The 17,036-nt window shown below is 58.6% G+C and carries 14 protein-coding genes and 1 tRNA gene; 4 read left to right on the forward strand and 11 right to left on the reverse strand.

Translation table 11 applies throughout. The features are described from left to right. Positions 1 to 37 precede the first annotated feature (37 nt). The 4 genes from QYH69_RS17450 to QYH69_RS17465 all read right to left on the reverse strand — a co-directional run bounded on the left by QYH69_RS17450 (position 38) and on the right by QYH69_RS17465 (position 4,793). The gene (locus QYH69_RS17450; RefSeq protein WP_308833102.1) at positions 38 to 718 is read right to left on the reverse strand and encodes an acetyltransferase; all 681 of its coding nucleotides are present in this window, start codon (positions 716 to 718) and stop codon (positions 38 to 40) included. A gap of 10 nt (positions 719 to 728) precedes the next feature. Further along, positions 729 to 1,487, reverse strand: coding sequence for an SAM-dependent methyltransferase (locus tag QYH69_RS17455; protein WP_308833103.1), 759 nt, complete (start codon positions 1,485 to 1,487; stop codon positions 729 to 731). Next, complete coding sequence (locus tag QYH69_RS17460; RefSeq protein WP_308833104.1) at positions 1,484 to 2,590, reverse strand: DegT/DnrJ/EryC1/StrS family aminotransferase; 1,107 nt, start codon at positions 2,588 to 2,590, stop codon at positions 1,484 to 1,486. Before QYH69_RS17460 ends, QYH69_RS17455 begins: the two co-directional genes overlap by 4 nt. Before the next feature lie 97 nt (positions 2,591 to 2,687). Further along, positions 2,688 to 4,793 carry a tetratricopeptide repeat protein gene (locus tag QYH69_RS17465; protein WP_308833105.1) on the reverse strand — a complete coding sequence of 702 codons (2,106 nt, stop codon included), beginning with the start codon at positions 4,791 to 4,793 and terminating at the stop codon, positions 2,688 to 2,690. 608 nt (positions 4,794 to 5,401) lie between these two features. Between QYH69_RS17465 and QYH69_RS36115 the strand changes: the two genes are divergently transcribed. Continuing rightward, a complete protein-coding gene (locus QYH69_RS36115) occupies positions 5,402 to 5,644 on the forward strand; it encodes a SymE family type I addiction module toxin (RefSeq protein ID WP_374992437.1) in 243 nt (80 codons plus the stop codon). A 528-nt stretch (positions 5,645 to 6,172) separates the two neighbouring features. Here the strand turns inward: QYH69_RS36115 and QYH69_RS17470 are convergent. From QYH69_RS17470 to QYH69_RS17490, 5 genes are all read right to left on the reverse strand, one after another. Beyond that, positions 6,173 to 7,435, reverse strand: a complete 1,263-nt coding sequence (locus QYH69_RS17470) for a hypothetical protein (protein WP_308833106.1) — start codon at positions 7,433 to 7,435, stop codon at positions 6,173 to 6,175. Positions 7,436 to 7,447: 12 nt separating this feature from the next. After that, a complete protein-coding gene (locus QYH69_RS17475; protein ID WP_308833107.1) occupies positions 7,448 to 7,954 on the reverse strand; it encodes a GNAT family N-acetyltransferase in 507 nt (168 codons plus the stop codon). A 12-nt stretch (positions 7,955 to 7,966) separates the two neighbouring features. Continuing rightward, positions 7,967 to 8,383: an ASCH domain-containing protein gene (locus QYH69_RS17480; protein WP_308833108.1), complete on the reverse strand. Its 417-nt coding sequence runs from the start codon at positions 8,381 to 8,383 to the stop codon at positions 7,967 to 7,969. After that, positions 8,361 to 9,413 (reverse strand): N-acetyltransferase, encoded by a 1,053-nt coding sequence (locus tag QYH69_RS17485; RefSeq protein ID WP_308833109.1) that lies wholly within the window; start codon positions 9,411 to 9,413, stop codon positions 8,361 to 8,363. Before QYH69_RS17485 ends, QYH69_RS17480 begins: the two co-directional genes overlap by 23 nt. A gap of 467 nt (positions 9,414 to 9,880) precedes the next feature. Beyond that, positions 9,881 to 9,956 (reverse strand) — tRNA-Arg (locus tag QYH69_RS17490). Positions 9,957 to 10,315: 359 nt separating this feature from the next. Here QYH69_RS17490 and QYH69_RS17495 point away from each other — a divergent pair. Further along, positions 10,316 to 11,257 (forward strand): cytochrome c5 family protein, encoded by a 942-nt coding sequence (locus tag QYH69_RS17495; protein WP_075155326.1) that lies wholly within the window; start codon positions 10,316 to 10,318, stop codon positions 11,255 to 11,257. A 164-nt stretch (positions 11,258 to 11,421) separates the two neighbouring features. Here the strand turns inward: QYH69_RS17495 and QYH69_RS17500 are convergent, their stop codons facing one another. Continuing rightward, the gene (locus QYH69_RS17500) at positions 11,422 to 13,515 is read right to left on the reverse strand and encodes a UvrD-helicase domain-containing protein (RefSeq protein WP_075155325.1); all 2,094 of its coding nucleotides are present in this window, start codon (positions 13,513 to 13,515) and stop codon (positions 11,422 to 11,424) included. A 231-nt stretch (positions 13,516 to 13,746) separates the two neighbouring features. After that, on the reverse strand, positions 13,747 to 14,643 hold the full coding sequence (locus tag QYH69_RS17505) for a LysR family transcriptional regulator (RefSeq protein ID WP_308833110.1): 897 nt from the start codon (positions 14,641 to 14,643) through the stop codon (positions 13,747 to 13,749). Between the two features lie 163 nt (positions 14,644 to 14,806). Between QYH69_RS17505 and QYH69_RS17510 the strand changes: the two genes are divergently transcribed. Further along, the gene (locus QYH69_RS17510; RefSeq protein ID WP_308833111.1) at positions 14,807 to 15,151 is read left to right on the forward strand and encodes a DUF485 domain-containing protein; all 345 of its coding nucleotides are present in this window, start codon (positions 14,807 to 14,809) and stop codon (positions 15,149 to 15,151) included. Next, entirely contained in the window at positions 15,141 to 17,018 is a 1,878-nt protein-coding gene (locus QYH69_RS17515; RefSeq protein WP_308833112.1) for a cation acetate symporter, read from the forward strand. The genes QYH69_RS17510 and QYH69_RS17515 overlap by 11 nt, the downstream gene beginning before the upstream one ends. The last annotated feature ends 18 nt before the right edge of the window (positions 17,019 to 17,036 follow it).

A 17,036-nucleotide genomic window follows, 5' to 3' on the forward strand; every position in this document is an offset into this window, starting at 1 on the left:
TGCGCTCCCCGACACGATTCGATTGTGTTCGTCCACGTCACGCCTCCTTCACCTTGAAGAAGCGGTGCGTACTGACGCGTGCCGGCGCCGGTTGCTCGCCTTTGAACAACTCCGCCGGTTGGGTGTTCTGAACGATCGTGACGCCCGGGCCGATCCAGTTGTCCGCTGCGATCGTCACGTTATTGCCGACCGCCGCATTGACGCCGACGAATGAGCTCGCGCCGACGCGGCAAAAGCCCGATATGACCGCGTGCGAAGAAATGAAGCAGTGGTCTTCAACGACGCTATGGTGGCCAATATGGTTGCCGCTCCACAACACGACATTGTTGCCGATCTGCACGAACGGCTGGACCGTATTGTCTTCAAAGATAAAGCAGTGCTCGCCGATGCGCGCGTTCGGCCAGACGCAGGCGTGCGAGCTGACATAGCTCGCCGGCCGGTAGCCCTTGAGCCGGGTCGTCTCGTAAAAGCGGCGCCGCAGCCGGTTCAATTGCGAATAGACCAGCGCCGCATAGAATTCGACGTCATCGCTCGAAAAGTGCTGCTCGATCGATTCATATGGGACGATGGGCAATCCGAACAGCGTGTCTTTCGTCAGATAGGCCGACTCGACGCTGAAGCCCACGACCTCGTACGGCGAATCATGCGTAAAGCACTCGTAGGCGACTTCAGCGAACGCGCTGTCGCCGATAATCACAAGCTTTTTCGCTTTCTGCATCTCGGCCCCCTCACGGACGGGTAATCAGAATGTCTTCGCGCCGGTTCGCCATCGGCAACGACGGATGTTGGGGCAAAAGGTAGGCGTCGAAGCCAGCGGCGCGGGCGCGCTGGAGAATGGCAAATACAACCGCGTCGTCGATCAGCTCGTGCTCGACCTTGTTGAATTCGACGACAGGCGGTTCGGCTACCTGCATGAACGCCTGATGAAATGCGATACCTGTTTCACTGGCGAAGAAGCGCTTGCGCTTCGACACGTTAGGGATATCGCCGATTAGCCACTGACCGCCCGGCGCCAGCAACGAAAGCGACACATCGATAAAGCGGAAAAAAGCCGCTTCGACGAATGCGTAATGCAGCACGCTGTAACACAGCAGCACATCGACGGTTCCTGCCAGCTTGCCAATTTGCGGCTCGATGCAGGTCGGGTAGAACCCCGACACCTTGTCGATGAACGGTGCATCCGGCAGCAACGCAAGCATCTCGGCGGAGTCGATGAGCGTCAGCGCATGCTGGTTGCGCTCGCACAGATCGATGATCATGCGCGGTACGTCGGTGCAGCCGGGCCCGATGTCGACGACGGTGCGCCGTTCTTTTCCGAGGTTGGTGAGCTTCGCGCGGATATCGGCCACGATGGCTTCTTCGTGACCTTTGCGGTACGCGTCGGGAAAGCCGATCCGCTCGTAAGGCGACAGCGATTCGTCCGTCGCCAGGCGACGGAAGTCTTCATAACCGATATCGGCGAAGCGGTTCGGGCTCGTCGATGTCATGGGCGCGCTCCGAAATAGTCGAGCACGGTGCGTATCACGTGCGCGACGTCATCGCTTGCGAGCCCCGGAAAGCAGGGCAGCGAAAGGACCGAACGGCATGCAGCCTCGGTCGCCGGCAATGCGTCGGCGCGCGTGCTGCGACCATGCACGGCCTGCAGATGATCCGCGACGGGATAGTGAATATCCGTGGCGACGTCGTGCTCCGACAGGAACCGACGAAGGTCGTCGCGATCTTCCGCCTGCACCACATACAGATGCGCGACATAGTCGCTATCGACCGATTGCGGGCAGCGTAGCGGCAGTCGCGCGAATGCCGCGTTATAGCGGCGCGCGATGGCTCTGCGTTCCTCGTTCCACGCATCGAGGTAGGGCAGCTTGGCGCGCAACACGGCCGCTTGCAGTTCGTCGAGCCGGCTATTGCAGCCGCCGCTGATCGCGACGTGATACTTCTTGTCCCATCCGTACTGACGCAGTTGCTTGGCCCGCGCGGCCAGTTCGGCGTTGCCGGTTACGACCGCGCCGCCGTCGCCGAGCGCGCCGAGATTCTTGGTCGGATAGAAGCTGAAGCATCCCACCGTGCCGAAGCTGCCCGCGGCCTTGCCGTTGCGCATCGCGCCGTGGGCCTGAGCGCAGTCCTCGATAACGGCGACACCGGCATCCATCGCGATGCGGACAATCGCTTCGACATCGGCGAGTTGTCCGTACAGATGCGTGACCACAATGGCGCGCGGCGAGCAGGTTTCCAGTGCCTCTTTTAACCGGTCTTTGCTCATTGTCAGCGTGAGCGGATCGACGTCGACATAAACGGGCTGCGCACCGATCTGCAGGATGGCGGTGCTCGAATAGAAGCCGGCATTGGCCGTCGCGATGACCGAGTCGCCCGACGTGACGCCCACCGCACGTAACGCGATGTTGATTGCGTCGGTGCCGTTCGCCACGCTTACGCAGTGCTCGGCGCCGACGTGTTCGGCGTATTCACGCTCGAACGCCGTCACTTCGTTGCCGAGGATGTACCAATGGCTATCGAGAACACGCTGAACCGGCGCTTGCAGGTCGACTTTCGCGTTAGCCAGTTGAGTGGAGAAAAACGGTACCTTGGACATAGGGGCGCCGGATAGCATGAGAGCGACGATTGCTTCGCACAGTGCCGGAAAGCCGGAACTGCCCGAGGCGGTGTCGCACGCCGCCTCGAACACCGATTTACTGAATCAGCTGCGCATGGATGGAGTAGTCACGCTGCGCGTTGGCGATGTCATCGAGAAACGATTGCAACGGATCGGCTTTATGCACGCGCGAGGCTGGCACGACCGGCGCATCCGGCCCGCCGTCGATCGCTCGCGCGAGCGCCTCGACCGTATGAAACTGCTCGAAATGCCGCCGTGCGTCGTCGGATTCGCGCTGGAGCTGCGCGGGGGTCAAGCTGCGCAGGCGGTCGAACAGCTCTTCGACGCGAGTCCAGTGAAATGCACCCGGGTAGTACAGGTCGGGTCCGCCGAGGAACGGCGAGATGTAGCAAAGATGTCCGATCATCGGCGTACCGGAGCCCATCGTCTCGATCAGCGCCTTGCCGCCGCCTTGCGGGAACGACGCGATCACAACGTCGATGTTTAACGATTGAAGCGCCTTCCATACGCTGCGCACCCACGGGATATGGACGAAACGTTGCGGCGGAATGCCCAGCGTCACGAGGGCATTTCTGATGTGCGAGAGCGTCCCTTCCGAGAGCGGCCCGATATGGACGTGCATGCCGCCCGTACATTCGAGGAGACGCGGGATCACGTCCGCGTATTGAATCTTGTACGGCGACTCGAACTTGTTGACGGAGCCGGTCGAGCAGGTACGCAGCGTTCCATCGGTCATCCACGCGGGTGATTTCCGCTTGCCGTGGTCTTCAGCGATGAACGGCCAGTAGACGGGGTTCTTGACGCCGATGTTGTCGCGGCAGTTGTGAATTCCCATCGGATGCGGGTCGACGTGGACCGTATGTTCAAGCGTCACGCCCAGGCACAGTTGATGGTCGGCGTGATGGTAGAAGATCGTTTCGTCGGCGAGCGACGGTTGCGCTGCTGCGATCGCCACGGGATCGTTGTGGTGATTCATCAGGATCAGCTTGCGCGGACGAAGCGCGCGCAACCGGTTCAACGTCCAGTCGAGTTTGCCGGCCAAACCGCCTTTCGGCGCGACTTCACTCGTCACGACCTTGCCGAAGCGTTCGCCGATGACGGTGAGATCGGCCGAGTTGAGCGCATCCGTGAGCATAAGGACGGTGCGCGGACCGAAGCGTTTGGTCTTGAGCAGGTCTTCGATCACGGCCGTGTGACCGCCGAGACGATAAAGCTCGGTGGCGAGAATCACGCAATCGGCACGCGGTTCCTTGGCGGGCTTGTTGTTGCCGGTTGCCTGAAGCGCTGCGAGGCGGTCTTCGCCGACTTGCGTGCAGCAGCGGTCGAGCGTTGCGTCGGCGAATACCTTGGCGATACCGCGCCGGTCGAACACGCAGGTACGCACGAAGCGGAGCAGGAGATTGAGCGTGTCTTCGATATTGCCGGCAAGCCGGCGTCGGTCGAGTTCCGCGGCCAACGATTCGACGGTGGAGAAATAGGTGCCGTTCTGGCCGCGTTCATTCGTTTGCACGACGGCGGCCGGGGCCGGTTTCTGGGCGGTGCGTTTGCGTTCGTCGTAGGCGGACGCCTCGCCGGCATCGACGGCGCCGAGGAGGACGTCAACGGCATCGAACTCGCGGCCGGCTGCGGCGAGCACCTGGCTCAGTTCGCTGTAGAGGTTGGCCGCGGACGGATTGAGCGCGATGGCGGCCTGATAGGCCGCGATTGCCGCATCGTGCTGGCCCAGTTGCGCGAGCGTGTGGCCGAGGTTGTGATGCGCTGGCCAATAGTCCGGCCTGGTCTGGGCGGCCTGGCGGAAAGAGTCGGCTGCGGCGGCGAGCTTCCCTTGGGCTTGCTTGACCTTGCCGAGACTGTGGTGTGCTTCGGCGAAGTCGGGTTGCAACTGCAGCGCCTGATGGTAGTGGGCGGCGGCTTCTTCGAGCGCGCCGACGCCGGAGAAGGCATTGGCGAGGCTCGCATGGTACGAGGGGACATCGGGGCGAAGCGCGACTGCGCGGCCGATCAGATTCTGGGCGACATCGAACCGGCTGCGCTGACTCGCGATTACGCCGAGCAGGTGCAGCGCGTCCGTATGTTGCGGCGCGTGCTGCAGGATTTGCTGATACAACGCCTCAGCCTGTTCGAGACCGCCTGCGCGGTGCTGCTCCAACCCGAGCCGCAGCCATTCTTCGACAGCGGTCATGTCAGAACCCGTCCCCTTGAGGGAGTTCGGCCCTGCGGCTTGCGAAACTCATCCCGATTCTCCCGATTTCCGAATTTTTGCGCTGATTGTGACGGAGTCTAATGGGCGGAGGCGGTGTTCAATTGTTGAATAAGACTGGGGTTTTGCGGTTAATTCCGGCCACGGGCTTGAGGGGCGGGGAGGCCGGCGAAGCTGGGGTTCGCCATGCGTCGCTTCAATTCGGATCGGTCGACGCAAAGATTGTCGCTTGCGTGAGGATCGCGTTGTTTGAAATGGTGGAGAAGGGACCGGCCTAAACTGCCGATATTCGACAGTGCATGGCGCGGCGCTACTCGCTAAGGCAAACGAATGAAGATTTGGAGAGATGTTGTCTTAGTTATTCAAACGTCTTGAGCAGAACATTCGGATCCTTCCCATGTTCGGTAGCTGGTTTGCATTATCCAAAACTATCAAGGAAAATTGATTGGATCGCTAATTAATTCGAACGTAGTCCCGGCTAGGGATGGACTTCGCGATAAGAGAGGAGAGGAAGGAGAAGAAGCGCGGGCCGAATGGGCGGCAACCCAAACGACCCGCTAACCACAACCAACTCACACTAGGAGTTGACCATGGCTGAACGCAATCATAAAACAGAGAACGGAACTTCGGTTCGCTACTTGACCGTGTCTAGACTACGCCAGCCGTTTAATCGGCCTAAGCATTGGCCGTCCTGGAAGAGCAGCTACGAGGACTATCCGCCGGTGCCCTGGATTCGTCTTTCGGGGCGGTGGCTGAATGAGGCGGGGTTTGATATTTCTGGGAAGGTTCGGGTGGAAGTGGAGAAGGGGAAGCTTGTTATAACGCCTGCTTGATTTAGAGTGTTAGGGCCGGGGAGGCAGGCTCTCCGGTCCGCTTGGAACCTTGATTTCTCTAGGTTTGTGCATTTGCGCCACTGATGTCGCCGTTTTTTCCCTATTCGGACTTACATGGGCGTGCTTGAAGACAGCGCCGGGCTGTAGCGTCCAGGAACTTGTACAGAGTTCAGAGCAGGTCGTGTACTGCAACTACATCGTGGCGAAGCCGCGGTTCTGGCGCGAATGGCTGACGGCCTGCGAGACGTTGTTCGGGATCGCTGAAGCTAACTCGGGCTTCCTCGGCTAGCAGTATTTGATTCACCGTCGACTGCTCGGCGGTGCTAACTCGCGCGTAAGGAAACGTTCTCGACATGGTGCCGCCGCCTTTGCTAAGCCGGATGGGATGGGCGCATGGCTGGTGTACCGGATGTGTTCATTTTTGCCGGCGCTTGAGGAGTTTCAATATGAATTTGTACGTATAGATCATGCTCGATACCGATCGTCGTGTTGCGCTACCGCGCCCGCAGTTGAACTTGTCTGCGTTAATTAGCGCCGCCGCTTGTTGTTCCAAAATTTCCATCCATCAGTCGGAGTAAACATTAATACGACAGCAAATAGGCAGAGTCCGGCTATTAAAAATATCGCTGATTTATCGGCAACTATACCACTCCAGTATGATTCTTCCGTGGGCTTGAATATGTCCCACAAACCATTTCCGATCATACCGAACAACAAACCCAAGAAAATGAAGCGGCAAATATTGAAAGCGTTTGAGCTATTGTGCGAAAAGCGTCCAAGTACGACCAAATCTTTAACGGGTTTCGTTACCGTAATGCCATCTCTCTGCAATTGCTCGCTCGATGCAGTCCATTGATATCCAAGATAGTTTCTAACATTCGCAGGATTTGCATGTCGGGGCGCTTCCAGACGAACGTACTCGTTCCAAACCTCCTCATCAAACAATGAACGACAACCTATAAAATGCTGGCTCTCGAATTCACATATTTGAGCCCGCTCTAAAGTTAAAAAGAAATGAATCTTCTTGAATTTCGGAAAACGTACTGATGAATCATTCGCTAGAATCTCATCCGGCGTGCCTCTTCTAACGTTTATGCGAAAATCAATAATTCTAGTTACGAAACTTGAGCTTAAAATGTTTCGATCTTTTTGTTTAAACACCGACGAGTATACGCCGGGAGGGACGTTTTTTACCCGGAATCGAATGTAAATCTTTTCAAACGCAGCGTCTTTTAGCTCGAACGGAATCGAAATGTTCAGTTGAGTAGATATCGAGCCATCCGACAAATTCAAGGAAATTAATTCGAAGGATTTTGGATTGAGCCGAACAAGACAAAAGCGATCTTTCGGTCGAACGCTTTGCGCATTCCCTTGAATATCATCGACACTTCGAAACGAAATTTCCGCATAGCTTTGATCTGCCGCTCCTTGATAATAAACCACCTCATTAAAAATTGCTGCAACGGTCTTCTCATTATTTAACTTAGCGCCGAGGTCGCTTACATCTCGTGCATGCACTTCCCACGGTAAATCGACCTGGATGGATTCGATTGACTCCCATTTGTTGATCATTACACCGAGATCAAGAATGGAACTCCCGTTTATTTCCCATAAATTGACATGTAACTGATCGCTTACTGCCACGTCGTTGACGTTATCCGCGCCCTTCTTCAATAATCTCGCTTCGGGTGCGATATTTGACGCAACGTGAGTGTCCGCAATTCTTTCGGCTGCGTCCGGTTTTGAAATGCCGCAATAACGGACCATTATTCCGGAAAACGCTGGAGTCACGCTTTCTCCTTCTTAAATCTTCTCGATATTGTCTTCGTATTGGAGCAGTAACCCGTTGTAGCTATATTCTGCTTTATTTCGACGATAAATATCCTGATATTTGTCGCCGACCTCAAAACCGAAATGTTCGAAAATCTTCCCAAACTGAGGAAGCTGCTCTTCCGCGATCGTTAATAATGGCTTGTCAGATTTGAGTAATTCAAATGATTCGTCAAATAGCTTTAAGCCTATACCACTGCCTTTAAAGTCCGGCATCACACGGAGGCAGCATAATTTCTTTTCGTCTTCGGTATCTTTTACGATTGCGAGCCCTGCCAACCTGCCTCCGGCCTCTCGCAGCAATATTTTCCGCTCGCCGGTCAGCAATCCAGGAACCACTTTACTTTCATACCAGTGCAGAAAATTTGGGTAGAGTAGAGACAGCCCTTCAAGATTTTCCCGGGCCATACCTTCGAGGGCGTAAAAACGCTCTGGACTTTCCGTCCAAATTCTTTTGTCAAGAAGAGCAGAGCGTTTCATGGCTTCAATTCATCACGCAAACTGAATATTCAGTTGACGGTTGTCTTCCGCATTTGTTGGGAGATATCGAAAAGACTGCGGAGCCTTCAACTCAGGGCCAAATGACTGAAGTGAAACCGGTTCTTCATATTTCTTTACGCGCCCGACGGCAATAGCTACTGCTGTATCGCGACCGGTGTAATATGCGTCAAAAAAGCTCTTCTTTATCCCTGCAGCCTGTTTGGTAATGTTCCAAATTTTCTTCGGGGCGTCGATGTGCACCTTTGCGACCTCAAATTCTCCGACCACCTTACCTACTGGTTTAGTAGCATATATAAGAACTGTTTCGACTGACCCGGAAGAAAAAGCGGCCTTTCTAAATTCGAATTTCTTCGTGCCATCTAGAATCTTATCCGCATATTCTGGTTTAATCGATAAGATAACTTTCATTTACTTGCCCCAAATTTAGGATTTCGTTAAATTGCTGATCGGAAAGTCTTAGAAAATCCCATCTGCGACCATTACCCGGCAACCCAACTTCTTCCAGAAGGCGCGCACGATTAAGGCGCTTGGTTAGCGCAATATTATAGGTGAATTTTATAGCGATGTGTCGTTTTTTCGTGAATCTGTCGGTTAGTTCCTGTGAGGAAAACACGCTGTACGGACTGACATAGTGAAGGAATGCGCTTCGGGACGGGAACGCACCAATTCGTTTCACTTCTTCCACGACACCTATCGATGTTGCCACCGAGCGAAAGTATGCCTTCCCCGGGATGTCGGTTGTACGATACATCACTAACAAATCGCCGCGGTTTAATTTGCCAGTTGCGGCCACGCCAGAAATATAAATCTTATGGATACTATTGGCGTGTGAAACGTCTTGAACGATATCAAAATTCTCGGTCTTCAGTTTCGAATCGGGCAAAAATTTAGTGTGATATTCGGGGTAGATCGCCAATAAAGCTTTGGCCACACCGTCGCGTGATACCCTGGGATAATTGAGTAATATGTCGCTTTCTTTTTCTCTGAAGCTTTTTAACAAGACCAATTCTTCACCATTTAAGCCATTTTTTTTAGCAAACTCCTTGAATCCGTAGGTTTTCAATATCGAAATAAGAGGCAAATGTTTAGCGAAGACAGTCACGTACGCATCGTCCGCATTGCCTGCTAGGGCGTGATCGAAGACCTTTTTAACAAACCGCTGACCAAGGCGTGTACCGTGGGCATCGATTTTAAGTGTTCCGACCTTTAGATGTCGCTTCGCTGGTAAGCTTGGAACAACGTCGGTGACAACCCCATCTTCAAATTTCAAATACAAAAAACCTCGAATTCCGCCGTGTTTAATGATGTAGGCGCGTTCCCCAGCTTTGGCTTTCTTATCAAACCAGTCTGGAAACTCTCTGTAGTCTGCTTTGAGCGAATCAAAGAACGGGTCTGCTAAGTCGATATCAGAGAATTTCGTGTATGCCAGGTTGGTCATCCTGCGGCCCCTCTAGATCTTGATTTTTTGCAGCTAGAGCATATTGCAACAAAAATCAGTATGTCGATAGTCCAGCAGATAAAACTTCATGCCTAATGGATATATTTCGTAGAGAGTACGCCGGCGCTGTCTTTAGGCGGTGTTAATCATCAGCGCGCGGCAAATGCTTGCGGCAAATTGGAAGGAGATCGAAAGAGATCGAAAGAGATCGAAAGGGATCAGATGAATCCGCATGCCGAGCGTTCTAACGGGCATGGGCGGCGTAGAGCGAAGATGGGGACCGGCGTCTGCGCTATTGCGCGCAAGCTTTGCTCGCGGAAAACCTTGGCAGGATTTTGGTTTGTGTGCGTGCGCCGCAGTGTGCGTTCGCACGTTCGGATCGAGTTCACTACCGAATACGATTTTCCGTACCGATTCCGTATTGGAAAATAGACCGAACGAAAAATCGCGGAGACCCTTGTCAGGACTGGCGCGCCCGGCTGGGATCGAACCAGCAACCCCTGCCTTCGGAGGGCAGTACTCTATCCATTGAGCTACGGGCGCGTATCGGGAGGGATGCTGCGCAGGCGCTGAGAACCGAAAGACCCGGAAAAAACCGGAACAAACGAGAAAAACCAAACAAAACCAGCGCCAGGCAAGTCCGAAAGCATACCTTGTTTCCCCTGACCCGTCCACCGCGTCAGCCGCGCGGCGCCTATCCGCCCTGCATCGAACTCCCCCCAAACCCACCCCAAATCGCGCAACAAACAACCCAAAACTGCGGGTAAACGCCTGCTGAACACCCCCGCCGCACGCTCGCCCGCACCGAAACCTTCCGCTTATAATCGACCGTGGCCTGATCAACAATAACAGTCGTTGCCGTCGCGCTGTACCGCTCACAATTCACGGGAGACGAGACAAGCATGAGCGAAGCACCACACGGAGCCCCGATCAAAACCCCCGGGCAGCTGATTGCCGCAGTCATCGCCAGCTTTGCCATCCCCATTATCGTCATCGTTCTGCTCGCTCATTACGTCGACAGTTCGACCCGCACCGGCGCCGGTACCGACGGCCTGTCCGACGCGGAAGTGGCCAAGCGCATCGCCCCCATCGCGCAAGTCGAGATCCGCGACGCGAACGCGCCGCGCACCTACAAGACCGGCGAAGAAGTCTACAAGGCCGTCTGCTCGGCCTGTCACGCGACCGGCGCCGCCGGCGCCCCCAAATTCACCAATACCGCCGACTGGGCCCCGCGTATCGCCCAAGGCTTCGACACGCTCTGGCACACCGCGCTGACCGGCAAAGGCGCCATGCCCCCGCGCGGCGGCACCAGCCCCGACGACTACAGCGACTACGAAATCGGCCGCGCCGTCGCCTACATGGCCAACAACGCCGGCGCCCATTTCGAAGACCCGCCCAAGCCCGTGCCCGGCGCGCCCGCAGCGGGCGCGTCGTCCGCTGCCGCGCCTGCCGGTGCGGCCGGTGCCTCCGGCGCCGTCGCCGCTGCCGATCAGGGCGCAGCCGCCTCCGAACCGGGCGCCGCGCAAGCGGCCGCCGCCGTCGCGGCCCTCGCCAACGTGCCGCAAACGGCCGCGGGCGGCGGTCAGCAAACCGCCGCGGATTCGGCCCAGGCCGGCAAGGCGCTGTACCAGCAAGTTTGCCAGGCGTGTCACGCGGCCGGCGTGCTGAACGCGCCGAAGTTCGGCGATAAAGCCGCATGGGCGCCGCGCCTGAAAGACCCGATCGACACGATCTACAACTACGCATTGCATGGCAAAGGCGCCATGCCGCCGAAAGGCGGTTCGAACGCGTCCGATGCGGATGTCAAAGCAGCCGTCGACTATATGCTCAACGCGGCCAAATAGGCGTCACCGAACCCGGACCCGGACGCACGCGCGGTCCGGAACCGGCCTCGAGCGCCCCGGTCAAGCGTCACCAGACCGGGACAAAAAAATCCCTGCGAACAAAAGGCAATCAACGCCTCTTTCGCAGGGATTTTTCACTGAGCAAGCAAAGCAAATCGTCCGACTCACCCCTTCTGCAACAACGCCTTCAAACTCGCCAACCGGTCCTTCGGCGTCATCGGCGCTTCGTCTTCGGTGGGCGGCGGCGCTTCGTCGAGCCCCATCTCCGGAATAAAGCGCGACGGCTCGCACACAATGGTCTCCCGCGCGCGCTTGCGCTTCTTGCACCAGTTCAGATGCAAACTGCGTTGCGCGCGCGTAATCGCGACGTACATCAGCCGGCGTTCTTCCTCGATGCGCGCATCGTCAACCGGGGTATCGTCGTCGCTGCCGCCGCGGTGCGGCATGATCCCTTCCTCGACACCAACGAGAAACACGTGCGGATATTCGAGTCCCTTCGACGCATGCACGGTGGACAACCGCACCGCGTCCGGGTCTTCTTCCTTGCCTTCGAGCATCGACATCAGGGCGACCGTCTGGATCAAGCCGAGCAGGTTTTTACCGGTATCGGCGAGACCGTCGGCGTTATCGAAGCCGGTGGCGTCGCCGTCTTCGGTCACTTCAGGCTCGGGCTTCGTGCCCTTGCGCTTTAACCACTCGAGAAACTCGAGCACGTTCTGCCATTTCGTCTGCGCCTGCCGTTCGTCGAACGCATCGTACAGATACGCCTCGTAATGGATCGCCTCCATCAGATCGTCGAGCACCGTGGTGGCCGGATCCTTATCGGCGCGCTCGGTGAGCCGCTGGATGAAATCGCAGAACATGCGCAGCGGCTCGACTTGCCGCGCCGACAACCGCGCTTCGATGCCGCCCATATACACGGCCTCGAACAGCGACACCTTTGCCTGTCCCGCGAACGAGCCGAGCGCCTCGAGCGTGGTATTGCCGACGCCGCGCCGCGGCGTGGTGATCGCGCGGATAAAGGCCGGATCGTCGTCGGCATTCGCGATCAGCCGCAAGTACGCGCAAATATCCTTGATCTCCGCGCGATCGAAAAACGATTGCCCACCCGACAGCACATACGGAATCCGCTCGCGCCGCAACACCTGCTCGAAAATGCGCGCCTGAAAATTGCCGCGATACAGAATCGCGTAATCGCGAAACTGCGCGCGCCGCTCGAACTTGTGCGCGGACAGCCGGAACACGACGGACTCGGCCTCGTGCTCCTCGTCGTTGCACGGCGTGACGGTGATCGAATCGCCCATGCCGTGCTCGGACCACAGCTTCTTTTCGAACAGTTTCGGATTGTTCGCGATCACGTTGTTCGCGGCGGTCAGAATGCGCACCGTCGAACGGTAGTTCTGCTCGAGCTTGATCACATGCAGCTTCGGGAAATCCTTGCCGAGCTGCGCGAGATTTTCGAGCGTCGCGCCGCGCCAACCGTAGATCGCCTGATCGTCGTCGCCGACCGCGGTGAACGCGGCGCGCGGGCCGGCCAGCAGCTTCAGCAATTCGTACTGGCACGCGTTGGTGTCCTGATACTCGTCGATCAGCAGATAACGCAGCTTGTTCTGCCAGCGGTCGCGCACCGGTTCGTTCTGCGCGAAGAGTTCGGCGGGCAGGCGGATCAGATCGTCGAAGTCGACGGCCTGATACGCATGCAGCGTGGCGACGTAATTGCGGTAGACAATCGCGGCCTGATGCTCGTCTTCGTTCGCGGCGATCGCCATCGCCTGATCGGGCATGATCAGCCCGTTTTTCCACAGCGAGATGATCGACTGGATCTTGCGAATAAAGCCCTTATCGGTCGAGCCGACCTGCTCCTGGATCATCGCGAAGCAGTCGTCCGCATCCATGATCGAGAACTGCGGCTTGAGGCCGACATGCTCGGCTTCCTGACGCAGAATCTGCACGCCGAGCGAGTGGAACGTGCAGACGGTCAACTGATTGACGGGTACCTTGCGGCCTTCCTTGCCGGGCGTGGTCAGCGTCTTGCCTTCGAGCAGCTTGCCGACGCGCTCGCGCATTTCGGCGGCGGCCTTGTTCGTGAAGGTGACGGCCGCGATATGGCGCGGCTCGAAGCCTTTCGCTTCGATCAGGTGCGCGATTTTCTGCGTGATGACGCGCGTCTTGCCGCTGCCCGCGCCGGCGAGCACGAGACAGGGACCGTCGAGATAGCGCACCGCTTCGCTTTGCGCGGAGTTAAGGCCTGCGGACATCGTCAGTGGGTTTGGCAATGAAGGGCGCGCGGCGCAAAGGCCCGGCCCGTGATACGTGGCTGCTGCGAGCGGCGGCGATAACCGCGCGCGAAAAGCGCGAACCGTCGGCGCGGATGGGTTCGACTCGCGCTGCCGCTTGCAAGGACCCGCGATGTTAACACGGATGACCTGGGCGCAACGGCGGCAAGACGTCCATCATCAACAACCCATCACGCCGCAACTCCCCATCCCTCACACCGACGGATAATCGCGCCTCATCACCTCGGCAAGAAACGCCGCGACCGCCGTAATCCGCGGCACGCGCCGCAAATACTGATGCGCGCTCATCCACACATCGCGCTTCACCTGCACCTGCTGCGCCAGAATCCGCACGAGCCCGAAGCGCTCCGCGCGCGCAAACGTCGGCAGCATGACGATGCCCGCACCGGCCGCGGCCGCAAACATCTGCGCGATCATGCTCGTGGAGTGAAACGCGATCGGCGGATTGTCGATCGCATCTTCGAGCCAGCGCACCGCGTCGAGCTGGATCAGATCGTCGACATAACCGACGAAGCGGTGCTGCCTCAACGCCTCGACGCTGTGCGGCGTGCCGAACGACGCAAGATAATCGGGATGCGCATACAGATAAAGCGTGAAGCGCCCGATCGGCTCGATATTCAGGTTATTGCCGCGCGGCTCGAAGAAACCGAGAAAAAGGTCCGCCTCGCGGTGCGAAATGCGCACATCGGTTGCCGACGTCACGAGCTCCACGACGATCCCCGGCTGACGCCGCTTGAACTCGACAAACTGCTCGCTCAGATACAGCGAAGCAATACCCTCCATCGTCGCGATGCGCACATGACCGGATAACCCCGGCTGCTCCCCGTTCAGCAGATCGCCGAGCGTCAGCACATTCGCCTCGACCGCTTCGACATGCGCGAGCATCTCGCGCCCCTGCGCATTGAGCCGGTAACCCTGCCGGTCGCGTTCGAATACCGGCGTCTCGAGTGCGAATTCGAGCGCCGAGATGCGCCGGCCGACCGTTGCGTGATCCATGCCGAGCACACGCCCCGCTTTGGAAAGATTGCCCGCGCGCGCCACTGCGAGGAACACCCGCAAGTCGTCCCAGCTCAGACGATTCATGTTCATGGCAGCAGCCGGTGTTCTGTTTTCATGGCGCCATTCTCGCAGTGCAAATTTGCACATGCCATAGATTGTTTTCCGGTTCGCGTTGACAAGTTGCTTTCATAGACTTCGCATCAGTGGCCGGCGCTTCGTCGCGGCCCATCTGACGACCTGACGGAGAACACCGATGGCCCAAAGCGACACGGACTGGGAAGCGATCCTCGCAAGCGAACGCTTCAAACGGCTGGCGCGCCAGCGCCGCAACACGATCGTCGTGCTCGGCGTGCTGGCCGCGATCTACTACTTTTCGATTCCCGCGCTGATCGCGTGGGGGCCGGACGTGTTCCGCATCAAGCTGGCCGCCGGCCTCAATGTGGGCACCGTGTTCGCGGTCTCGCAGTATCCGTTCGGCGGACTGATTGTCTACGTTTTCATGCGCCGCACGGCTGCGCTCGATCGCACGGCAGCCGGCCTTGCCAGGCAGCAGCCCGAAGCTGGCATCGCCCTGGCGGAGGAAAATCATGCGTTCTAGTCTGCTGCGCGCCGCCTGGGCGGCGGCGATCTTCGGCGGCACGACGCTCTGCGCGCATGCCGCCGGAACGGGCGCCGGCGGTAGCGCCGTCAGCCATCCGCTGCTGACCTACACGGTGTTCGCCCTCGTCATCGTCTCGACGCTATTGATCACATGGTTCGCCTCGCGCAGCAATCGCACCGCAGGCGACTTCTACACGGCGGGCGGCGGCATCGGCCCCGCGAAAAACGGCCTCGCGATCGCCGGCGATTATCTGTCCGCCGCCGCGTTCCTCGGTGCGTCAGGGCTGATCGCGCTGTACGGCTTCGACGGCATGATCTATCTGGTCGGCTTCTTCGCGGCGTTCATCCCGGTGCTGCTGTTTATCGCCGAACCGTGCCGCAATCTCGGCCGCTACACGATCGGCGACGTGCTCGTCGCGCGCAACAGCTTCCGTTCGACCAAAGCGGTATCGGCCGTGTCGAGCGTGGTCGTTGCGCTCGCGTACATGATTCCGCAGATCGTCGGCGGCGCGGTGATCGTGCGCGCGCTCGTCGGCATCGACTACAACGTGTCGGTCTGCGGCGTCGGCGGATTGATGCTCGTGTACGTCGCGTGCGGCGGCATGAAGGCAACCACCTGGGTGCAGGTCATCAAGGCCGTGCTGCTGATCGGCACGTCGTTCGTGCTCGTCGTGCTCGCGTGGCTGCCGTTCGGTTTCCATGTGCCCGCATTCATGGATGCCGTCGTGCACAGTCCGTTCGTACAGGCTCACGTCGCATCGATGTCGGCCGCGCACGGCCTGACCGGCGACGCACTCGGCTGGCGTTTCCTCGAACCGGGCCTGTATCTGAACAAGCCGCTCGAACTGCTGTCGCTCGGGCTCGCACTCGTGCTCGGTACCGCCGCGATGCCGCATATCCTGATGCGCCTGTTCACCGTGAAGGATGCGAAAGCGGCGCGCCAGTCGGTGATGTGGGCGATGCTCGGCATCGGCGTCTGTCATCTGTCGATCGTCGTGATCGGTTTCGCCGCTGCGTATTTCGTCGGCGCGCCGCTGATCGCATCGCTCGACAAGGGCGGCAACCTCGCGGCGCCGCTGCTCGCTCAGGCGCTGGCCGGCGGCCGGGGCAGCGTGGGCGGCGACCTGATGCTCGCGTTTATTGCCGCGGTCGCGTTTGCGACGATCGTGGCCGTGGTCGCGGGCCTCACGTTGGCCGCTGCTTCGTCGCTTGCGCACGACGTGTATGTCGGCGCGGTGAAGAGCGGACGCGCGACGGACAGAGAGCAGGTCACGGCCGCGCGTATCGCGACGCTCATGGTCGGAGCGGTGGCGATCGCGGTCAGCATTCTCGAGCGTGGGCAGAACGTCGCACAGCTCGTCGGCCTCGGCTATGCGGTCGCGGCCTCGGCGAATCTTCCGGCGCTCGTGCTCACGCTTTACTGGAAGCGCACGACGACGCAAGGCGTGCTGGTCGGCATCGTCGGCGGAACGCTCGTGGCGATTGGCCTCGTGCTCGTCTCGCCGAACATGACGTATCCGGCGATGGTCCGCGCGCAGGCGCTGCATCAGGTCGCCGACATCGACCGGCAACTGGCCGCCGGCGCGCCGCTCGTCGATACCGCAAAGCAACAGCAGTTGCTGACCACCCGCGCCGCCGCGCAATCGGCCGCCGATGCGATCGCGCCCGACGCGACGAGCATCGTCGGGCTCAAAGCGCCGCTTATCGCTTTGCGCAATCCCGGAATTATTTCGATTCCGATCGGATTCCTGCTGGTTTTCATGGTTTCGCTGTTCACGCGGGACGCTACGGCGCGCAAGCGCTGGGCCCAACTCGTCGTGCGTCGCGAGACGGGCTACGGCGCGATTACCGCCGTCGATCACTGACATTCACCTTCGAGTTCC

This window comes from Paraburkholderia sp. SARCC-3016 (assembly GCF_031119615.1).
Taxonomy (GTDB): domain Bacteria; phylum Pseudomonadota; class Gammaproteobacteria; order Burkholderiales; family Burkholderiaceae; genus Paraburkholderia.